This is a genomic window from bacterium, assembly GCA_019912885.1.
Lineage (GTDB): Bacteria > Lernaellota > Lernaellaia > JACKCT01 > JACKCT01 > JAIOHV01.
In genome coordinates this window covers 1-18,263 of record JAIOHV010000043.1, presented here as the reverse complement: position 1 = coordinate 18,263, position 18,263 = coordinate 1, and the positions used below count along the sequence as shown (strand labels likewise).

The window sequence follows — 18,263 nt, the reverse complement described above, 5'->3', positions numbered from 1 at the left end:
GATGACAAGAGCGTGTGCGTCCATTCGGTTCACGGGATGACAAGAGCGCGTGCGTCCATTCGGTTCACGGCGTCCATTCGGTCCATCGTGTCCACGATGTCCATACCGTCAATGAACAATTCGGCCATGAACAATTCGGGCACGGGCGCGACGCGCGGGAGGGCGCGCCCTACTTCTTCTTGAAAATCCCGCCAAGGAGGCCTTTTTTGTCGTCGTCCTCGGGCGCCGGTTTTTTGGGCGCGGCGTGCTGGCGCTGCGCCAAAAGGCGCAGCTCGCGGCTGGCCTCGATGTTGTTCGGATTAATCTCCACGGCTTTTTTCAACTGCGTCACGGCTTTTCGCGTATCGTCGTAACGCAGGGCGATGCGCGCGAGCAGGTACGGCGGCAGATCGTCGGCCGGATCTTCCCCGGCGAGCGTCTGCAATCGCTCCTCCGCGCGCCAGCGAGCCTGGCCGTCGGCCTCTGCCTCGCGATGGAACTCGGCGAAAACTAGCCAGGCGCGCACGTCGCGGGCGTCAGGAAAGTCGACCGCGATCGGCTGCAACAAACGCACGGCGGCGTCGTATTGCCCCTGCTGGACGAGCGAGCGCGCCCGGTCGATCTGCCGGTGGATCTGCTTTTTGCGCTCCATCTGCTCGACCTGCTTATGCGTGCTGGCCGCGCGCAATCCGCGATCGTACTGCCGGCGCCGCGTGTCGGAGGACAGGATGTCGTACGCGTCGTTGATCAGCACGAACGCGCGCTCGGCGACGGGGTGCGTCTTCAGGTGGCCGAGCGTGTCCGGATGAAAATCCTTGGCCAGCGCGAAATACGCGCGGCGCACGTCGAGTTTGCTGGCCTCGCGCGTCACGCCGAGAATGCCGTACAGATCCTGCTCCTGCTTGTCTTCGACAAACTTCGTGAGCGCCTGCAGTCGCTCGCGTTCGGACGCGGTGACGGCGTGTTGCTCGGCCTCGTGCGCGCGCAGGCGGTATCCCGCCCGAACGACCAGGTCGCGCAGGTCGGCGCGATCGGGTTCGAGGTCGAACGCGCGTTCCGCGGCCGCGGCGGCTTCCGCGAATTGGCCCAGCCGATCGTAGCAGCGCGCGACTCCCGCGTGCGCGTACGGGAAAAAGCGGTCGAACGAAATGGCCCGTTGCAGCGAGGCGAGCACGCCGCGCACGGCGCGCACGTCGGCCGCGTTCGCCGCCAGTTCGGCATCGGCCTGGCGCGTGCGGTACTCGCACGATCCGTCGAAGATGTGGTTGGCCTTTTGAAACTCGTCGAGCGCCCCGCGATGGTCGCCCGCCGCGCGGCGCTGGCTGCCGGCGAGGTAACACAGCTCGGCGCGCAGGAATCGTTCGTCGTTCGCGAGCAGCTCGCCGATCTCCTTTTCGATCTGCTGATGCCGGCCGGCGGCGCGCGCCTTGACCCAACGCACCAGCGCCTCGAAGGTCTTGCTCGCGCGATCGAACAGGTGTCGCGCCAGCTCGCGCGATTCGGGCGGCAGGGCTTCGACGAGATCCGCTTTGTGATATTTCTGCGCGAGTGCGTAATAACCGCGGCGCACGTCATCCTCGGAAAAATGCAGGCGATTGACCTGCAGAAGCTCGAACGGCCGGCGATCCAACAGGCCCGGCGCGTCGCGCCGCAGGAGTGCGTCCAGCTCGCGAGCCGGCGCGGGGATGTCATCGGGTGCGGCCGTCCGCGCGGCCGGCGCGGGTTCCGGCTCGATCAGGACAACCTCGTCGAGCGTGCGTAACAGGCACAGCAAGCGCGCCGCGCGATCGAATTCCAGTTCCGTGCCGTAGAGCAGGTCCATCACGGAGCGGCGGCCGTCGATCATCGCCAGAAAGCGCCGCTCGGGCTCGTCCATCGCGAACCGGCGCGTGGCCTCGGCAAGCGACGAGGCGAGCCGGTAGATCTCGTCCTGCGCGATGCGCGCCCAGGTCTTCAGATGAAACATCGCGCTGCCCCGGCGGATGCCTTGCTCCACGAGCCGCGCGACATCGAGATCGACCTTATACGACGCGAGCGTTTCCGGCGGCGTCTCCTCGAACCCGAAGAGATATTCTCCCTCGCGCCAGCGGAACGCCTCGACGACGCGATCGGTGTAGGCCTTCTCGAGCAGGGCGGGCAGATCGCCCTCGGATACCAGGCCGGTCTCGACGACGAATCGCGGCAGATCGTGTGGCTTGCGGCCGGCGGCGCGCGCCAGCGACTCGAGCGCCACGCCGCGCGCGTGCGCCAGCTCGCGCAGCGGATTTTCACAGGCGAGGCTCGTCTCGACCAGAATCACACGCCCCGACGCGAAGAAGATGCGCTTGGCCACGCGGTCGTGCGTGACGATGAGCGCACCCGTCTCGCGCCGGATGGCGAGGGAATACATCACCTCGCCAAGCGGGTATTCCTCCAGGTCGCCGATGTAGGTAACGGGATAGTCGGTACCCATGATCTCCGCCGGCGGATGCCGGCAAGACGGCATCGATCCGTCCGGCGATCATAGCCATAACCGGGGGCGGGGAGAAGCGCCGTTTTTCCCGCGCCGGCTAGCGTCGGCCGCCGTCAGACCCGCCATTTGCGGACGGATGAAAAGCCGGACTTTTTTCGCGCGGTGCATTAGATTGCGCGCCCGATGAAACGCCTTCTCGCCCTGTCCGGCCAGATCACCGGCGATGCGCCGCTCGCGCCCCTGACCGCGCGGCTGGCGTGGCCGGCGATCGGCATGATGTATCTCGTCTCGGCGTTCAACGTCATCGACACGGAATTCGCGGGACGGCTCGGCGCGACGGCCCTGGCCGCGCTTTCGACGGGCAATTACGTCTTTTGGGCGATTGTCGGGCTGTCGAACCTGGTCGCGGTCGGCACCGCCGCGGTGGTCGCGCGGCGCGCGGGCGAACACGACATCGTATCGGCGGAGCGCGCCGCGTATCAGGGCGTCGTGCTGTCCGTCGCCTTGTCCGTTATCGCTGGCGCGCTGGTCTATATGCTCGCGCCCTGGATCTACCGCGCCGTCATGGCGGCGAGCCCCGAGGTCACGCACGAGGGCTTGCCGTACCTGCGCCTGACGCTCGTCGCCACGCCGTCGATCTTCCTCATGATCACCACGAGCCAGATCTACCAGGCGCTCGGTGATACGAAAAAGCCGATGTGGTTCATGGTCGTCGCCGTCGCGATCACCTTCGTGCTCGATTACCTGCTCATCCCCGGCAACCTCGGCGCGCCGGCGCTCGGCATTCGCGGCGCGGGCGTCGCGCTTCTCGTCTCGCGGACGGCGTTTGCGATCGTCGCGCTGGCGATCCTCGTCTCCCCGCGCTGGCCGTCGTTCATCCTGCGCCCGCACGGAAGGTTTCGGCCGGACCTGGGCCTGTATTCGCGCATCCTCGGCATCGGCGTGCCGACCGCCGTGGAGGCGACGCTGTTTCCCGTCGTGTACATGCTGCTGACGCGCTTCACGACGCTGCACGGCACCGCGGAGGTGGCCGCGCTGCGCGTGGGGCATACGACGGAGGGCTTCGTCTTTTTCGCGGGTCTCGGCATGGGCCTTGTGATGCGCCCGCTGGTCGGCCAGAATCTCGGCGCGGGCCATCCCGGCCGCGCCGCGCGCGCCCCGTGGGTCGGTACCGCGCTGCTCGCGCTGCCGGTCACGCTTTACTCCGCGATGCTCATCCTCGTGCCGGAGGTCGTCGCCGCGGTCTTCGTGGACGACGGCGAGGTCATCGCCGCGGCCGCGCGTTATCTGCGCATCATCGGCTGGAGCCAGGTTTTCATGATGACGGAGCTCGTGTTCGTCGGCGCGTTCGCCGGCGCGGGCGAAACGCTCGTGCCGATGCTCATCATCCTGCCGCTCACGCTCGCGCGATTTCCGCTCGCCGTGCTGACCGAGCGCCTGAATCTCGGCATCGAGGCGCTCTGGTGGGTGCTCTCGGGCACAAGCATCCTCAAGGGCATCGCCATCGTGATCGCGTTTCAGACCGGCGTCTGGAAAAAGCGCGTCGTTTAATAGCGGTCAGCGGTCAGCGTTCAGCGATCAACCAGACGGCTGAAAGCTGATCGCAAAATGGCTACGCGCTCGACCCCTCGTCTTCGTCCGCATCGTCATCGTCGTCGTCGCCATCATCGTCGTCATCGTCGTCATCGTCATCATCATCGTCGTCATCGGCGCCGCCGACGGTGTCGTCGATCGGGCCGACGTGCCATCGCAGCGATTCGATCACGTTGTCGAACACGCCGCCGGCCACGCCGTCGCTGCCGTCGGCATTGAGATCGAGGCCGTGAAACCAGCGGTCGTAGTTCATGCCGATGGGGAAATCGGTCACCTCGCCGCGTTCGGTTTCCACCGGGGCGATGGCGCCACCGGCGTCACGGAATTCGACATCCACGTCCGTCTGTCCGTCGGATTCGAAAAGGAACGGTGTGGCCTGCCCGCCGCCGGGCGCGATGAACGTGCCGGACAGGCGCAGCGTCAGGTCCTCGAAATCCTCGCCCGGCAGGCCGTTTGAAAATTCGTTCGCCGGTCCAACGTGCACCGTCGCGACGCAGTACTTCACAAACGGAACCTCTCGCGTCCAGGCGACGCTGAAGGTGTAGTCGGCGACGCCGACGATGTCCTCGACAAACCCTTCCTCGCCCTCGGCCGGTTCCTGGTCGGCGTCGGCGTGCTTGAAGCCCGCGTTCTTGCACGAGACGAGCTCCACGTCCTCGAACGACACGTATGCGTCGTCAAGCGTGATGACGTAGCCGAGATCGCTCGTGATGATGCGCGGCTCGCCGGCCGGGTTCCCGGCGGGATAATTGCCCTCGGCGTCGGTCGTGTAGTGATGGACAAAGCCGATGTTCGCGGTGACCGGCGGCGCGTCGTCGTCATCGTCATCGTCGTCATCGTCGCCGCACGCACCGATGAATGCGGCTACGGCGAAAAGAGCCGCCAGAATCAAAACAGGCCACAAAGCTCGAATTCGAGCAGGTTTCATGCGTCTACCCTCCGTTTGGCGCGGCGCCTTGCCGCGCGGCGTTGAAAATTACGCCGGTCCGCCACCGAAAATCAAATGGGCAAGACGGTTGGCTTCCTGACCTTCGTTCGCCGCGGAATTGTTGACGCCGCTACAAGGACCAAAATTTATCGCGATTGCGTACGGGAGTCGTTGCGTTTTGCGCGACACAATCGGGACAGAAAATTTTGTTTGGAGGGTTCCGATCATGGAGAACACGGAAAAAAGAAAACGACGCAAACCGTGGATCGGCGTGCTTGCCACCGTAAGCCTGATGTTCGCTGCCTATGCCGCCACGGCCGGAGAGCCGTACCGCTGGCCGCACGACGTGACGGGGAGCACGGTCGCCAACGGCTGGGGCTATTTCGTGGACCACTTCAATATCCTTGGCAATCACACGGAAACGGAGGCACTTTCCTACGACGGCGGCGCGGCGCGTTGGGATGATCCCGGCCTTTCGGATGGCAATTCCGCGTTCGTGAAACTTGAGACCGACGAAAGCTGGACGCTGCAGGCCAAGGGCTACGCCCTGCCCCACGCGTATTCGCAGCGCGTCGTCGTGGCGCTTCAGCCGGATGTGACCGGCGATCTGGCCGGCGGCAAGGACCCGCGCTATCGCTTTCGACTGAACATGCACGCGCTCGCGAGCGGCGCCGAGGTGCGCGCGTTCATCGCCGATCACGACGGCACGCTCGACGGGCCGGACTACGACAGCGTGGTCGATTTCCTGGGTTCGGAGGCCTCGCCGGTCGCCATCGGCGCGAACGGCGCCATTTTGAACGAGACGCCGCTTGCGATCGGTCCGGGGCAGGACGTGGAGCACGGGCAATGGATCGTGCTTGAGGTCGGCGCGGGCGGCGCGACGGCCGATCCCATCGAGACGACCGACGACGACCTGGATGAAGGGCTGTTTCAGTTCGCGCAGGATCATTGCCCGCTTCTCAACGAAATTCTCGCCGTCCCCGCGGGCGACGGATTCGTCGAGCTGATCAATCGTTCGAATTACTGGATCGGCCTTGGCAGCCTCTATCTTTCCAACAGCGATCAATATTACGGCGTGGTCAAGGGCAACGGCACGGTGGACACGCGCTCGGGCGCGAACGGCTACTTCAACGCGAAGTTTCCCGCGGACGGCATGGGCATTCCGCCCAGCGGCGGGCTGACCGTGGCCCTCGACGGCGCGGCGTTCCAGACCGCGTGGGGATTTCCGCCCGATTACGAAATCAAGGATACGAGCGGCGCTCCGAACATGCTCGAGGCTTTCCCCGGCTCGCTCGGCGCGGGGCCGCATCTCTCGCAAGCCGGGCCGGCCGTCGTGCTGTATTACTGGGACGGCGCATCGGATCTCGTCGGCGATTGCGACATGGTGATGTGGGGCGACGGCTCCTCGTTCGTGGACAAGACGGGCGTGACCATCGACGGCCCGGACGGCGGCTCGGAAACGAGCGTCTACGCGGCCGACACCGCGATCGGCTCGCAAGACCCGGCCGACACGGCGGTACACGCGCTCGACAAGGCGTTCAACCGCTGCACGCAGACCGAAGGCACGGAGGACAAGAGCGGCGGCAACAACGGCGCGGGGCTGGAGGGGCCGACGGAGGACGAGACAAGCGAGAATCTGTCCGTCACGTGGACGGAACAAAATCCGACGCCCGGCCAGCCGAGCAGTTGCATCCCCGGCGACGATGACGACGATACGGCCGACGACGATACCGCGGACGACGATAGCGACGATGATGACGATGATTGTGACGACGACTTCGCCGACGACGATTTCGATGACGACGCAGCGGACGACGATGTGGCCGATGACGATAGCGACGATGACGACGTCCTCGACGACGATTTTGATGACGACAGCGACGACGACAGCGACGACGATTCCGATGACGATGCGTTCGACGACGACAACGATATCAACGCCGGCGGCGGCAACGACGGCGACGATGACGACGACGACGGCTGCTGCGGATGCTGAGCGAACGCCGGCAATAGCGCGTGTTGCGCTGTCAGTGCCGCAAGCGATAGCGCGCGGTCAGGTGGCCCCAGACGTCATCGCAAACGCATTTGCACCACGGAGGACACGGAGGACACGGAGATCACAAAGTACGCGGGGCGCGCTTCGTTGCGCCCCGCTTTTCTGATAAGCCCGAATCCAACGCGGCTTCTCGCGTTCCCTGGAGGAATCCCATGTTCCCGCGCATTCGTTTTGCGATTCAAATTCCTTTTCGTTCCTCTGTGTCCTTTGTGTTCTCTGTGGTGAATCTGCTTTTCGCCGCGCTTCTTTTCGCGACGCCCGCCGTCGCCAAACCCGTCGCCGCCGGCGCGTCTGATGAAAAGCCCAAATACGAGGTGCGCGTCACGGGCAACGTCACGCAGGTGACGAAGGTCGGCGATCACGCGTTCATCGTGTTCGTCGACAAGGGGGCCAACGACGGCGTGAAGCTCAAGACGATGTCGGTGCACATGAAACTCGAATCGCCCTCGGCCACGATCGAGGTGATGAAGGGAACACACATCGTGTCGCCGGGAGATTTCAACGAGGCCGCGCGCGCGCGCCCGCAGGTGCTGCTTTTTCGCTCCGACGACACGCACACGGCTTTCTTCCTGTGGACGCACCACGCGGATATCGAAAAGATGCGCGCCGAGACGCACGTGAAAGGCGGCACGTTCACGCTGCCCGAACCGAAGGTGGGCGATGTGGTGGAGTTCGTGGCGGCGCCGAAGCCGACGGATACGCTTTTTTAGACGAGGATTGAGGATCGAGGATTGAGGATTGAGTAGCGCCGCCCGCGGTTTGCCGTCCATCCCGTCCATGTCGTCCATCATGTCCATTTTGTCCATGAACGATCCGGGCACGGGCGCACCGAAGCAGGCGGGACCCGCCTTCGCCACGGCTACGGCGCGCCGGGCAGCCTGCGCTCCCGGGGAATCGTACCGAAGCAGGCGGGCCGCCTGCGCTCCCGGGGGCTACCTCGGCGGTGACGCCGCGAGCGCGATGCCGCGGTTTCCGCCGGACGTTTCGGAGAGCGGGTCGGTTTGGGCGAACGCCATGAGGTACTGGTCGTACGCAAGGCGGATGACGCTCGGCGCGGACTCGGACATCGCCATGAACTCGGAGATGCCGTAAAGACGCAGCGCGAACTTTTCGTTGAGGATCGGGTTCACGCCGTCCTCGGCCTTGACGAATTTCGTGTAGTCGTCGAACGCGCCCGCCACCGCGATCGACGTCTCGTGCCGCACCGGATCGCCGAGCATGTCGCCCGTGTGGTAGAGAAGCGTGATCGTGCGTTCCGCGGGCTTGACGGTGATGACCGACGGGCTCGTCACCGCGCCGGCGAAATCCTCGTCCGGTTCGATGCCGTCCCACCACTGCGTCGGGCCGAGGACGGGATCGACGTTGTCGGAATTCGCCGAGCTTCGCCGCGCGGTGTCGCGTTTTGTCCACGCGACGCCGTCTTCGCTGTCGGCGTAGCCGATGAGCCGCCCGGCGAACGGGGAGATCGGCGTGTCGTCCATCCGCCCGCCGGAGTAATACATGCGGTAGAGGCCGTTGTGGCGCATCACGGTGGGCGCGCCGACAAATCCGTCTTCCCAGACCTGGTCCGACGCAAGTACCGGCGCTTCGCTTTTTGACCAGTGGATGCCGTCGCCGCTTTGCGCGCGCGCGATGCCGCCGCCGATGCCCGCGGCGTACCACATCGTCCAGGTGCCCGCGTCCCAAATGATCGCCGGCGCGCCGACAAACCCGTCTTCCCACGGGCGATCGGCGATGAGGACCGGCTCGCCGTCGTTGACCGGCTCGTAGGTGAATGCGTCGGTGGCGCGGATGGCGACGATATCGCTCGATGTCGCGCGGCGCTCGCCGTCCTCCTCGACCATTTGGCGGCGCTCGTAAAAAATCCAGTACGCGCCTTCGGCCTTGACGAACATCGGCTCGGCGAAATCCTCTTCGGGCGGCGCGAGCGCGACAAAGATCTGCCCGCCCTCGGTGTTCGGGTCGAGATCGACCTTGCTCCAGGGCGATACGCCCGTGAAGCCCCAGCCGGTCGAGCCGCCGAGGATGTCCTCCCCCGTGCCGCAATGCAGCATGGCGCCGCCCGCCGCGGCGCAGCAGATCGCAAGCGCGAGGCGAAGGGTGAGGAGGCGCGAGCGGCGTGTCATCAGAACCTCAGCGTGAACTGCGCGCCGATGTTGTTGGCGCGGCCTTTGACGCGGTAGTCGCCGACGACGTTTGTGGGATCGTCTTTTTTCATCGTCCGCTGTTCCATTTGATGATACTGGTCGTAGATATCGAAACTGATCGGCGCGGGGAAGACCTCCGAAAAATTCATGAACGTGAAGCCGATGCCCGCGGACAGGACGTGCGTCGTGCTGTCGATATTGTTGGTCACGCCGTTCTGGTTCGGCACCGGCGTCGGCCGCAGATTGTACCCGCCGCGCAGGTCGAGCTCGAACTTGCCGGTTCGCACCGCCGTGCCTTCCGCGCCAAGCGCGAGGCCGACAACATCGTGCAAGCCGGGATCGTCGGGCTTTTCCTCGGGCGTGGTCGGGAACACGACGCCGAAATCGCCCTGCATTTCCGACTGCGAAAAGCTGACGTTGCTTTTCATGTTCGACCACTCGTAGTAGGTCGCGTCCACGGCGAACACCAGCCGATCGTTCGGCTCGAACGACACGCCGCCCTGGTATTGGCGCGGCGAGAAGTGCGTGTGACTGGTGATGGTCAGAAGCAGGCGGCCGTCGTGGAACACGACGACGCCCGAGCGCGGCAGCACCTCGAGCTGCTCCATGTGGATCGTGTTTTTCAGCACCAGCTCCATGTTCTGCTCTTCCCGGAACGAGACGCCGATGCGCCATTTCTCGTGCGGCGTGAACAGCATGCCCGCCACGGGCACGACGTCCGAGCCGACCTTGCTGCGCAGATCGCCCTCCGCGGGCGTGTCGTCGGACAGGAAGAAATCGACGCCGCCGGAATTGCCGGAGACGAACGTCGCGCCGGCGCCGATCGACCACCACTTCGTGACCTCGTAGGCCATGCCGATGATCATGCCCTGGATGTGGTTATCGTTGTTGTAGCGGATGAACGTGGACGCGTAGCGCGGCGGCATGATGAGACGCAGGAAGTGATCGTCGGGCGTGAACACGAGCGCGCCGATACGCCAGCGACGTCCGAAGAAATTCTTGCCGACGATCAGGCCGAAGCTGACGCCGCGATCCGGGTCGATGTCGGTCTGCCGATCGTTGATGGTCATCTCCATCTCGGCGCGGTGATAACCGAGCTCGATCTGGAACGCGCGCGCGCGCGTGAGCGAACCGAGGTTGTAATACATCGCGGCGGAGTCGCCGCCGACCGCGGAATACGCGCCTCCCATCGCCACGGCGCGCGCGCCGGTGCCGAAGGTGTCAAACGGGGACGCGGCGGCGTTTCGCGCGGCGAGCGCGACGATTGCGAACAACGTCAGGGCGAGAAGGCGGCGCGTCACGATCCGCCCTCCCCGTTCTCGTCGAGCTCGAAGTCGAACTCGAAGGACAGATCGACCGCGACGGCCCAGATCGTGCCCGAAAGGCCGATCTTCGGGTATCCGGGATTTTCGGCGTCGACGTTCGTGTTCTTGTGGAACACGCGCGGGCGCAAGTAGTGGAGCTGCCCCGTGAGTTGCAGGGTGAACGGCCCGCCGAAGTCGTAGTCCGGAAGGCGATACCACTCCCACCCGGCGCCGAGCGAGACGACGTGCCGGTCGGAATCCAGAAAGTTGGTGACGCCGGTTTGCGCGGGCACGGGCGAGGGGTCGTAAAAATACCCCGTCTGCATCAGCATGCCGACGTATTTGTGCGTGAAGATGTTGAGCTCGCCACCGGTGCGCAGCGTGATCGTGTCGTGGAAATTCGGGTCGATCTCCTTGCCGTCCAGAAACTCCACGTTGATGAGCGGAACGACGAACTGTGCGTCGACGAACAGGCTCGGATCCGGGAACTTGCGCCACTCGTTGTAGGAGACGTCGAATTCCCAGACGACGCCGTACGCGTCGGAGTTGAACGCGATGCCGCCGGTCCACTGGCGCGGCGTGTAGAGGCTCGTGGCGTTGAAAACCAGGCGAATCGGCGTCGTGCCGATGAAGCTCGAAACCGGGATGCGGTACTTGGTGAAAAACGCCTCGCGATACACGAACCCGAGCGAGACCGGCCGCAGCGCGGGGGCCAGCTCGCCCGGGCGCAGCATAACGCCGTAGCTCGGCGCGAAGCTCGTGGAGACCTCCTGCCCGGTGTAGGCCTCGGTATTGCCGTTGGCGTCCACGACGGCGGTCGTCGAGCCGAGCGTGTTTGAAAAAAGTTGCGCGCCGCCGCCGATGGCGATCGAATCGTGCAGGCGCACGGAAAGGCTCGGCGAAAGCGTCGCCTGCTTGCCGGAATTGCGCAGAAGCACGTATTGCGCCTCGTCGGCGCTGGGGACGTCAAGATCCAGGAAGGTGCCGCGCGGAAGAAGGCCCGCGAATCCGAACGCGATGCGGTCCTCGAGAACGCCGCCAAAGGGAAACGGCAGCACGACGCCCGCGATGATGCCCTCGGTCGAGAGCAGCGGCGCGTCGTCCGCGTACATTGTCTCGAGCCAGTTGCCCGTCTTGAGGAATCCGACGCCGAGCGCCGGGTGGCGAAGCAGCACGCCGCCGGCCGGGTTGTAATACGCGACGCCGAAATCCTTGCTCTGCGCCGCGGCCGCGCCGCCCATGGCGATGCCGCGCGCGTTGTAGCCGTAGCTGAAAAGCACGTCGGCCCGCGCCGCGGGCGCAAGGGCCAGATACGCCGCCGCCGCCGCAAGGACGGTGACGACAAGGTAGCGGTGCGGAGCCCGGTTCACGGGACGATGAAACCCCTCGCCATGGCGTAGCCGAAAATTCGGGTAAACCGTGCTTTTCTATAAAGCGCGCCGCGAAAAAGCAAGGAAACGCGGCCGTTTCGCCGAGATTTCCCCGAGGCGCGATGCGCGACACGATTCGCGAAAAAATTGGTGGTATCGGCAAACGTTCTCGTGATAATTTCCGCCGCGCGCGGACAGATAGCCCGCGCTTTCGATTTTTCGGCCCGTGCGTATCGAACGCCCGGAAAAATGGACGGGAGCAAACCCGATTTGACCGCCGACACGAAACTGCGCGTCGTGGTGACCGATGGCGGCGAACGATCCGCGCTGGCGGCCGTGCGCTCCCTGGGGCGCGCCGGGCATTACGTCTCGGTCGGCGCGTCGTCCCTGCCCTGCCTCGCCGGACGCTCTCGCCACGCGGCGGGCGTCTTCACCTACATGAACCCGACGATCGACCAGGGCGGGTTTCTCGACGACATCCTCGGCGAATGCCGCCGATTCGCGGCGGATCTCATCATGCCGATGACCGACGACACCGCCTTCGCCATCGCGCGGGCGCGCGATCGCGTGGAGGCGGTCGTTGGGGTGTTCCAGCCGGGTTTCGACGAATTGCGCCTGGCGGCCGACAAACTCGGCATGTTCCACCTCGCGCGCGAGCTTGCCGTCCCCGTGCCGGTGACCTTCGAGATGGAGCATCCGGATGTCGCGCTGCCCGCGCTCGAGTATCCGGTCGTCGTCAAACCGCGGCGCTCGCGCGTGCTCGCCGCGGGCGAATACGTGAAGACGGGCGTCGCCATCGCGTTTGACGAAGCGAGCCTGCGCGAGGCCGCGCGCGATCTGCCCGAGGGCGCGTTTCCGCTGCTGCTGCAAGGCCGCCTGACCGGCGACGGCGTCGGCTATTTCGCGCTCGCGCGCGAGGGTGCGCCGCTCGCCGAGTTCTATCATCGCCGGCTGCGCGAATTGCCCGCTTCCGGCGGCGTGAGTGTGCTGCGCGAGTCGATCCCGCCGGATGACGCCATGAAGCGCGGCGGCCGCGCCATTCTGAAACACCTGAACTGGACCGGCCCGGCGATGGTCGAGTTCAAACGCGGCGCGGACGGCGTCCCCCGGCTGATCGAGGTGAACGGCCGCTTCTGGGGATCGTTGCAGCTTGCGATCGACGCGGGTATCGACTTTCCGAATCTGCTCGCCAAGGCCGCGATCGGAGAGGCGTTTCCCGTCCCGTCCTATCGCTACGGCGTGCGCCTGCGGCACCTGACCGGCGACCTCGAAAGCCTCATCACCGTGCTGCTCAAGGGGCGGCGATCGCTGCCGCCCGGCGTCGCCACGCGCGCCGAATACGCGCGGAAGTTTTTCGCGGTGGGCGGGCGCGCGGAGATCATGCGCGTGTCGGACCCCGCGCCGTTCGCCTTCGACCTGAAACGTTTCGCCCGCAAGGCGGCGCGGCTCGTGGCGCGGCGCCTGTTCCCGCCGGCGCTGACCGGCATGGTCCACGGGCATACAAACTTTTCGTACGACGGCGAGCTTCGCCCCGATCGCCTCGCGCTTCATCTGGACCGCCAGGGATTACGTTTCGCGGCGATCTCCGAGCACGAAAATTCCGTGACCGGGGAGTCCTTTCGCGAGTTGCAGGCCGCGTGCGAAACGATTTCGCGCGGCGATTTCGTCATGATCCCCGGCATCGAATTCGCCACGCCCCGGCGTACGCACATCCTTGGCCTTGGCGTGTCGGAGTTTTTCGACGAGCACGATCCGGCCCGCATCGTGAAAGGCATCAGGGAGCGCGGCGGCGTGGCGGTGCTCGCGCATCCGGATGTCGGCGAGTTCGAGCGCGATCCCGAATTCCTGCGCAACCTCGACGGTGTGGAACTCTGGAACTCCGTCCACGACGGGCCGTTCGTGCCCTCGTACAAAAACGCGCTCGCGCTTCGCGAGATCCGGCAGGTCAACCCGGACGTGCTCGTTTTCGGCGGCCTCGATTTTCACAAGCCGGGCCACTATCGCGGCGCGCGCCTGCGCGTGTTCGCCGCCGCGAATCGCCCCGGCGCGATTCTCGACGCGCTGCGCGACGGGCGCTTCGAGACGCGCGGGCGCATGTTTTCGATCGCGGCGCGCGGTTACGTGAGCGATTTCGACCTGGCCTACATCCGCGCCATGCGCTCGGTCATCGGCGCGGCGCGTCCGGCCGTGCGCGAATTGCGGCGCGTCAGGCGCGGGCTGTCCGACCTGATCTTCGGCCCGGCGTGGCGGTCCGGAGAAATGGTGCGCGTGCTGCACGCGATCGAAACCGGCAATCCCGGCGGCGCGGAAAACATGATGCTGACGCTCATCGACCGGCTACCCCGCGACCGGTTCGTCTCGCGCGGCGCGCTTCTCAAGCATGGCTGGCTGCACGACCGAATGGTCACGGCCGGCACGCCCGTGGATGTCCTGCCGCCGGCGAGCAAGGCGCGTTTTGTCCGCGAGCTGACGCGCCTTTGCCGGCGGCACGAGATCCGCCTGATCCAGAGCCACGAGATGTACATGAACGCGATGTCCGGCCTCGCCGCGCTTTTGGCGCACACCGCGCACGTGGGCGTCGTGCACGGCAATCTCGACTACATCCGCCCGTGGCGGCGGCGGCTGGCGTATCGCCTGGGCGCGATGGCCGGCTCGAACTTCGTCACGGTCAGCCAGGCGCTGAAAAACGAGTTCGTCGAAATCACCGGCGTGCCGCCCGCGCGCGTCAGCGTGATTCACAACGGCGTGGCCGTGCCGCCGGAACGCACGCCCGATCGCGTCGCCGCCGCGCGCGAGCGCCTCGGCGTCGCGAACGGCCCGGTCATCGCGATCGTCGGCAGCCTGTACCGCGTGAAGGGCCATGCGGTTTTCCTGGATGCGATGCCGAAGCTTATCGAGGAGGCGCCCGGCCTGAACGTGTTCTTCATCGGGCGCGACGACCGCGACGTGGCCGACGAGGTGAAACAGCGCGCCGCCGGATTCGGCGGCGTCGTGCGCGTGCTGGGATACCGCTCCGATGTGGCGGACCTGTTGCCCGGCGTCGATATCGGGGCGATGCCGTCCCTCTACGAGGGCCTTTCGCTCACGCTTTGCGAAACGATGGCCGAGGGCGTGCCCGTCGTGGCGACGCGCGTCGGCGGAAACCCGGAGGTCGTCACGGACGGCGTGGACGGATTCCTCGTGCCGCCCGGCGATCCCGACGCGCTCGCCGAACGCATCGTGACGCTTCTTAAGGACGCCCCGCTGCGCGAAGCCATGGGACGCGCCGCGCGCGAGACGATCGTTTCGCGTTTTTCCATCGAGCGCATGATCCGCGCCTACGGCGATTTCTACGAAGATCTGCTGATGAAGGGGGAATGAACGCTTACCGCAAAGGCGCTAAGAGAATCGCGAAGACGCAAAGACGAAAAAGACCGAGAATCTTCGCGCCCTTTGCGTTCACCTTTGCGTCTTGGCGGTAAAAACTTTCAGATTGCCACCGCGAGCCCGACGCTGCGCAGGAAGATTTCCACGAGCGCGGCGTCGAACTGCGTGCCGCGATTGGCGATCATCACCTCGCGGATTTCGTCGGTGGTGAGGCGGCGGCGGTAGGGGCGATCCGAGCTCATCGCGTCGTACGCGTCGCACACCGCGAGGATGCGGCCGCCCAGCGGGATGTCGTCGCCGACCAGACCGTCGGGATAGCCGGTGCCGTCGTAATATTCGTGGTGCCCGCGGATCATCGGCGTGATGCGGCGGAACTGCGGGATCTCCGAGAGGATCTTCACGCCGATCGTCACGTGCGTCTTGATGATCTCGAATTCCTCGGGCGTCAGCACGCCGTGTTTGTTCAGGATCGACTCGGGCACGCCGATTTTTCCGATGTCGTGGAACAGGCCCGCCAGGTGGATCTCCTCCTGCTCCTTGGGCGTAAGTCCGATCTTCTGCGCGATCAGGAGCGCCGCGTCGGCGACGCGATGCGAGTGGCCCTCGGTGTATTTGTCCTTGGCCTCGAGCGTGTGCACGAAGCTCATGATCATGTTGTTGAGAAGCTGCGTCTTTTCCTGGCCGTGCAGGCGGTGGCTGAGCGCCTGCTCCTTCAGCTTCTTTTCGAGCGCCTCGCGCATGTCGCGGTTCGCGGCGACGAGCATGCGTTTTTCGAGCGCGCGGCGGACCGAGAGGATGACGTTGTACGCGCGAAACGGCTTGGAGATGAAATCGTACGCGCCGGCCTCGACGGCCACGGACGCGGAATCCACCTCGCTGTGGCCGGTGATGAGGATGACCTCCACGCCGATATGGTCGGAAAGGACGTGCGCGAGCAGCTCGAACCCGGAAATGCCGGGCATGCGGACATCGGAAATGACAAGCGAAACGAACTCGGACTCGAGGATGGAAAGCGCTTCCTCACCCGAATCGGCGATGCGCACGGCGAAGCCGTTGGTCTCGAGGATCGCCGCGAGCGTGTCGCGAACGAACGGTTCGTCATCGACGACGAGGATTTTTTCTACATACGCCATAATATTTTTATCGACTCCGCGTCCGAACTACTATCGCAAAAGCAAACCGCGCGCACAACCCAAAAGCGTCGTTTCTTCTGATTTCCCATTTTTTTGTTAATTCTTCGCCTTGCGCCGTGGCGAATGTCCCTCCCAAATGCGCCGGCGGCGCAAATTCAAGGCGTCGCCCCGCGATCGGGCGGCATGGCTCGCGCCCTGCGTCGCGCCCCGGGTTTTCTTATCGGCGCGAAATTTCGGAAGGTTTACCAGTTATTTCGGGGCGTCGGGGGGCGTGGCGGACGCGGGCGCGGCGGGCAAAGGCGCGGCCGGGACGACGATCGTCCTTGCGATCATGTCGTGCAGCGTCTGCCGCTTGCCGGTGAAAAACGCGGGCAGGAAGCCGAGAAACATCACAAGCACGGAAACCATCTTGCCGCCCGCGCGCAAAAACGCCGCGCCGCGCGTGACGCGCGCGCCGTCCTGGCCGCGCACCTCGATCGCGAGCGCGATCTTTCCGAGCGTGCCGGCATACTTCGAGGACTCCATGAACCCGAAATAGCACACGGCCGCGACAATCATGATGCCCGGGATCACGCCGACGATCGGAAGCGCGTGGATGACCTTGTTGGCGACAAACAGGATGACGGCGTCGATGAGTAGCGCGAGAAAGCGCTTGCCGTTTCCGGCGAGTTCCATGGCGAGCCTCCCTCAAAAGGCGGATTTACCGCAAAGACGCAAAGAAACGCAAAGGGCGCGAAGACCGGATTGATTACACCCTTTGCGGTTTTCGCGCCATCTTTGCGCCTTCGCGGTGAGTCGTCAGTTCGTTTCGACCTCCCACTTCACCGGGCCCACGCCGAACAGGATGTGCAACGCGTATTGCGACGTGAGGCCGCATTTCGGACAGACCGTCACGATCGTCGGCATCGAGTTTCCGCCGCCAAGGACGGTGACACCCGTTTCCCGCGCGAAAGCATTTGACCAGAATCCGGGCATGACCTCCAAATCGTGGCTCCCGCACACGCGGCAGGGCACGGCGGCGCCGACGCGCTTGAGGGCGTCGACGGCGGCTTCCTTCGTGACCTTCTTGAACTCGCGTTCCCGTTTCATACGCTCCTCCTTCGCCAGCGCCCATCGCGCGTGTTGCCGGTATTCCAATTCTTCCTCGCTTTTGGGGCGGGGACTTTGCATCATCTCGATGAACTCGCCGAAGAAAAACTCGTCCACCGTCAGGCGGACCATGTCGCGCGCCTCCCGGAACGCCTTGAGGATCGTCTCGCGTGAACCCGTCGCCCCGGCCGGATCCGGCACGGGGAGGTGATAGCGCAACACGTCGCCGGGCACGGCGGGGCAGACCTCGTCCGCGCAAATTGTCACCACGAACCCCACGCGCTCCATCGGAATCTCGTCGATGGATTTTGAACGCGCGTTCGAAATGTCGATGCCTGCCTCGCGCATGACCTCGACGGCGTAGGGATTCACCGACGACGGTGCGGACCCGGCGCTGAACACCTCGACGCCCGGATCGGCGATCCCCCGCGCGAAGCCCTCCGCCATCTGGCTGCGCGCGGAATTGGCGACGCACAAAAAAAGCACGGCGTTTCGTTTATCGCTCATGGTTGGATCTCCGGTCGGTCACGCGATCATATTCGTTCTGCCGTCCTTACGGCGAGGCCCTTCGCTCCGCTCAGGGTGATAACGCCGGGGTGACAACACCGGGGTGACAACGCCGTCAGTCAATCGCGGAGACCCTTCGCTCCGCTCAGGGTGACAACGCCCCCGAGCGAGTTTGTCATTCTGAGCGAGTTTGTCATTCTGAGCGAGCTTGTCATTCCGAGCGAAGCGAAGAATCTCGCCGGTCAATCGCGGAGACCCTTCGCTTCGCTCAGGGTGACAACGCCCCCAGCGAGCCGGTCGTACCGAGCGAGCTTGTCATTCCGAGCGAGCTTGTCATTC

The 18,263-nt window shown here is 65.1% G+C and carries 12 protein-coding genes; 4 read left to right on the top strand and 8 right to left on the bottom strand.

Annotation, left to right across the window (positions count from 1 at the left end):
- Positions 1-169: 169 nt before the first annotated feature.
- Positions 170-2,431: a DnaJ domain-containing protein gene (locus K8I61_03395; protein ID MBZ0271055.1), complete on the bottom strand. Its 2,262-nt coding sequence runs from the start codon at positions 2,429-2,431 to the stop codon at positions 170-172.
- Between the two features lie 183 nt (positions 2,432-2,614).
- Here K8I61_03395 and K8I61_03390 point away from each other — a divergent pair, with 183 nt between their 5' ends.
- Entirely contained in the window at positions 2,615-3,982 is a 1,368-nt protein-coding gene (locus tag K8I61_03390) for an MATE family efflux transporter (GenBank protein MBZ0271054.1), read from the top strand.
- A 61-nt stretch (positions 3,983-4,043) separates the two neighbouring features.
- Here the strand turns inward: K8I61_03390 and K8I61_03385 are convergent, their stop codons facing one another.
- A complete protein-coding gene (locus K8I61_03385; protein MBZ0271053.1) occupies positions 4,044-4,952 on the bottom strand; it encodes a hypothetical protein in 909 nt (302 codons plus the stop codon).
- 226 nt (positions 4,953-5,178) lie between these two features.
- Here K8I61_03385 and K8I61_03380 point away from each other — a divergent pair, with 226 nt between their 5' ends.
- Together K8I61_03380 and K8I61_03375 are read left to right on the top strand one after the other, a co-directional pair.
- Positions 5,179-6,948, top strand: coding sequence for a hypothetical protein (locus K8I61_03380; GenBank protein MBZ0271052.1), 1,770 nt, complete (start codon positions 5,179-5,181; stop codon positions 6,946-6,948).
- A 269-nt stretch (positions 6,949-7,217) separates the two neighbouring features.
- Positions 7,218-7,718 carry a hypothetical protein gene (locus tag K8I61_03375; protein ID MBZ0271051.1) on the top strand — a complete coding sequence of 167 codons (501 nt, stop codon included), beginning with the start codon at positions 7,218-7,220 and terminating at the stop codon, positions 7,716-7,718.
- Positions 7,719-7,940: 222 nt separating this feature from the next.
- On the opposite strand, the gene K8I61_03370 is transcribed toward K8I61_03375, so the two are convergent.
- Genes K8I61_03370 through K8I61_03360 form a run of 3 tightly spaced genes read right to left on the bottom strand, consistent with a single transcriptional unit; the run spans position 7,941 to position 11,829 of the window.
- Complete coding sequence (locus K8I61_03370) at positions 7,941-9,134, bottom strand: hypothetical protein (GenBank protein ID MBZ0271050.1); 1,194 nt, start codon at positions 9,132-9,134, stop codon at positions 7,941-7,943.
- Positions 9,134-10,456, bottom strand: coding sequence for an outer membrane protein transport protein (locus K8I61_03365; protein ID MBZ0271049.1), 1,323 nt, complete (start codon positions 10,454-10,456; stop codon positions 9,134-9,136). The genes K8I61_03370 and K8I61_03365 overlap by 1 nt, the downstream gene beginning before the upstream one ends.
- Positions 10,453-11,829, bottom strand: coding sequence for an outer membrane protein transport protein (locus K8I61_03360; GenBank protein ID MBZ0271048.1), 1,377 nt, complete (start codon positions 11,827-11,829; stop codon positions 10,453-10,455). Before K8I61_03360 ends, K8I61_03365 begins: the two co-directional genes overlap by 4 nt.
- A gap of 270 nt (positions 11,830-12,099) precedes the next feature.
- Here K8I61_03360 and K8I61_03355 point away from each other — a divergent pair, with 270 nt between their 5' ends.
- Complete coding sequence (locus K8I61_03355; GenBank protein MBZ0271047.1) at positions 12,100-15,189, top strand: ATP-grasp domain-containing protein; 3,090 nt, start codon at positions 12,100-12,102, stop codon at positions 15,187-15,189.
- Between the two features lie 107 nt (positions 15,190-15,296).
- Here K8I61_03355 and K8I61_03350 read toward each other — a convergent pair whose 3' ends face one another.
- The 3 genes from K8I61_03350 to K8I61_03340 form a co-directional block, all read right to left on the bottom strand.
- A complete protein-coding gene (locus K8I61_03350) occupies positions 15,297-16,328 on the bottom strand; it encodes a response regulator (protein MBZ0271046.1) in 1,032 nt (343 codons plus the stop codon).
- A gap of 249 nt (positions 16,329-16,577) precedes the next feature.
- A complete protein-coding gene (locus K8I61_03345; protein MBZ0271045.1) occupies positions 16,578-17,003 on the bottom strand; it encodes an RDD family protein in 426 nt (141 codons plus the stop codon).
- Positions 17,004-17,126: 123 nt separating this feature from the next.
- Positions 17,127-17,924: an arsenate reductase ArsC gene (locus tag K8I61_03340; GenBank protein ID MBZ0271044.1), complete on the bottom strand. Its 798-nt coding sequence runs from the start codon at positions 17,922-17,924 to the stop codon at positions 17,127-17,129.
- Positions 17,925-18,263: the final 339 nt, after the last annotated feature.

Coding starts and splice junctions, on each gene's coding strand:
- K8I61_03395 (MBZ0271055.1), bottom strand. CDS start 2,431: ATGGGTACCGACTATCCCGTTACCTACATCGGCGACCTGGAGGAATAC.
- K8I61_03390 (MBZ0271054.1), top strand. CDS start 2,615: ATGAAACGCCTTCTCGCCCTGTCCGGCCAGATCACCGGCGATGCGCCG.
- K8I61_03385 (MBZ0271053.1), bottom strand. CDS start 4,952: ATGAAACCTGCTCGAATTCGAGCTTTGTGGCCTGTTTTGATTCTGGCG.
- K8I61_03380 (MBZ0271052.1), top strand. CDS start 5,179: ATGGAGAACACGGAAAAAAGAAAACGACGCAAACCGTGGATCGGCGTG.
- K8I61_03370 (MBZ0271050.1), bottom strand. CDS start 9,134: ATGACACGCCGCTCGCGCCTCCTCACCCTTCGCCTCGCGCTTGCGATC.
- K8I61_03350 (MBZ0271046.1), bottom strand. CDS start 16,328: ATGGCGTATGTAGAAAAAATCCTCGTCGTCGATGACGAACCGTTCGTT.
- K8I61_03345 (MBZ0271045.1), bottom strand. CDS start 17,003: ATGGAACTCGCCGGAAACGGCAAGCGCTTTCTCGCGCTACTCATCGAC.
- K8I61_03340 (MBZ0271044.1), bottom strand. CDS start 17,924: ATGAGCGATAAACGAAACGCCGTGCTTTTTTTGTGCGTCGCCAATTCC.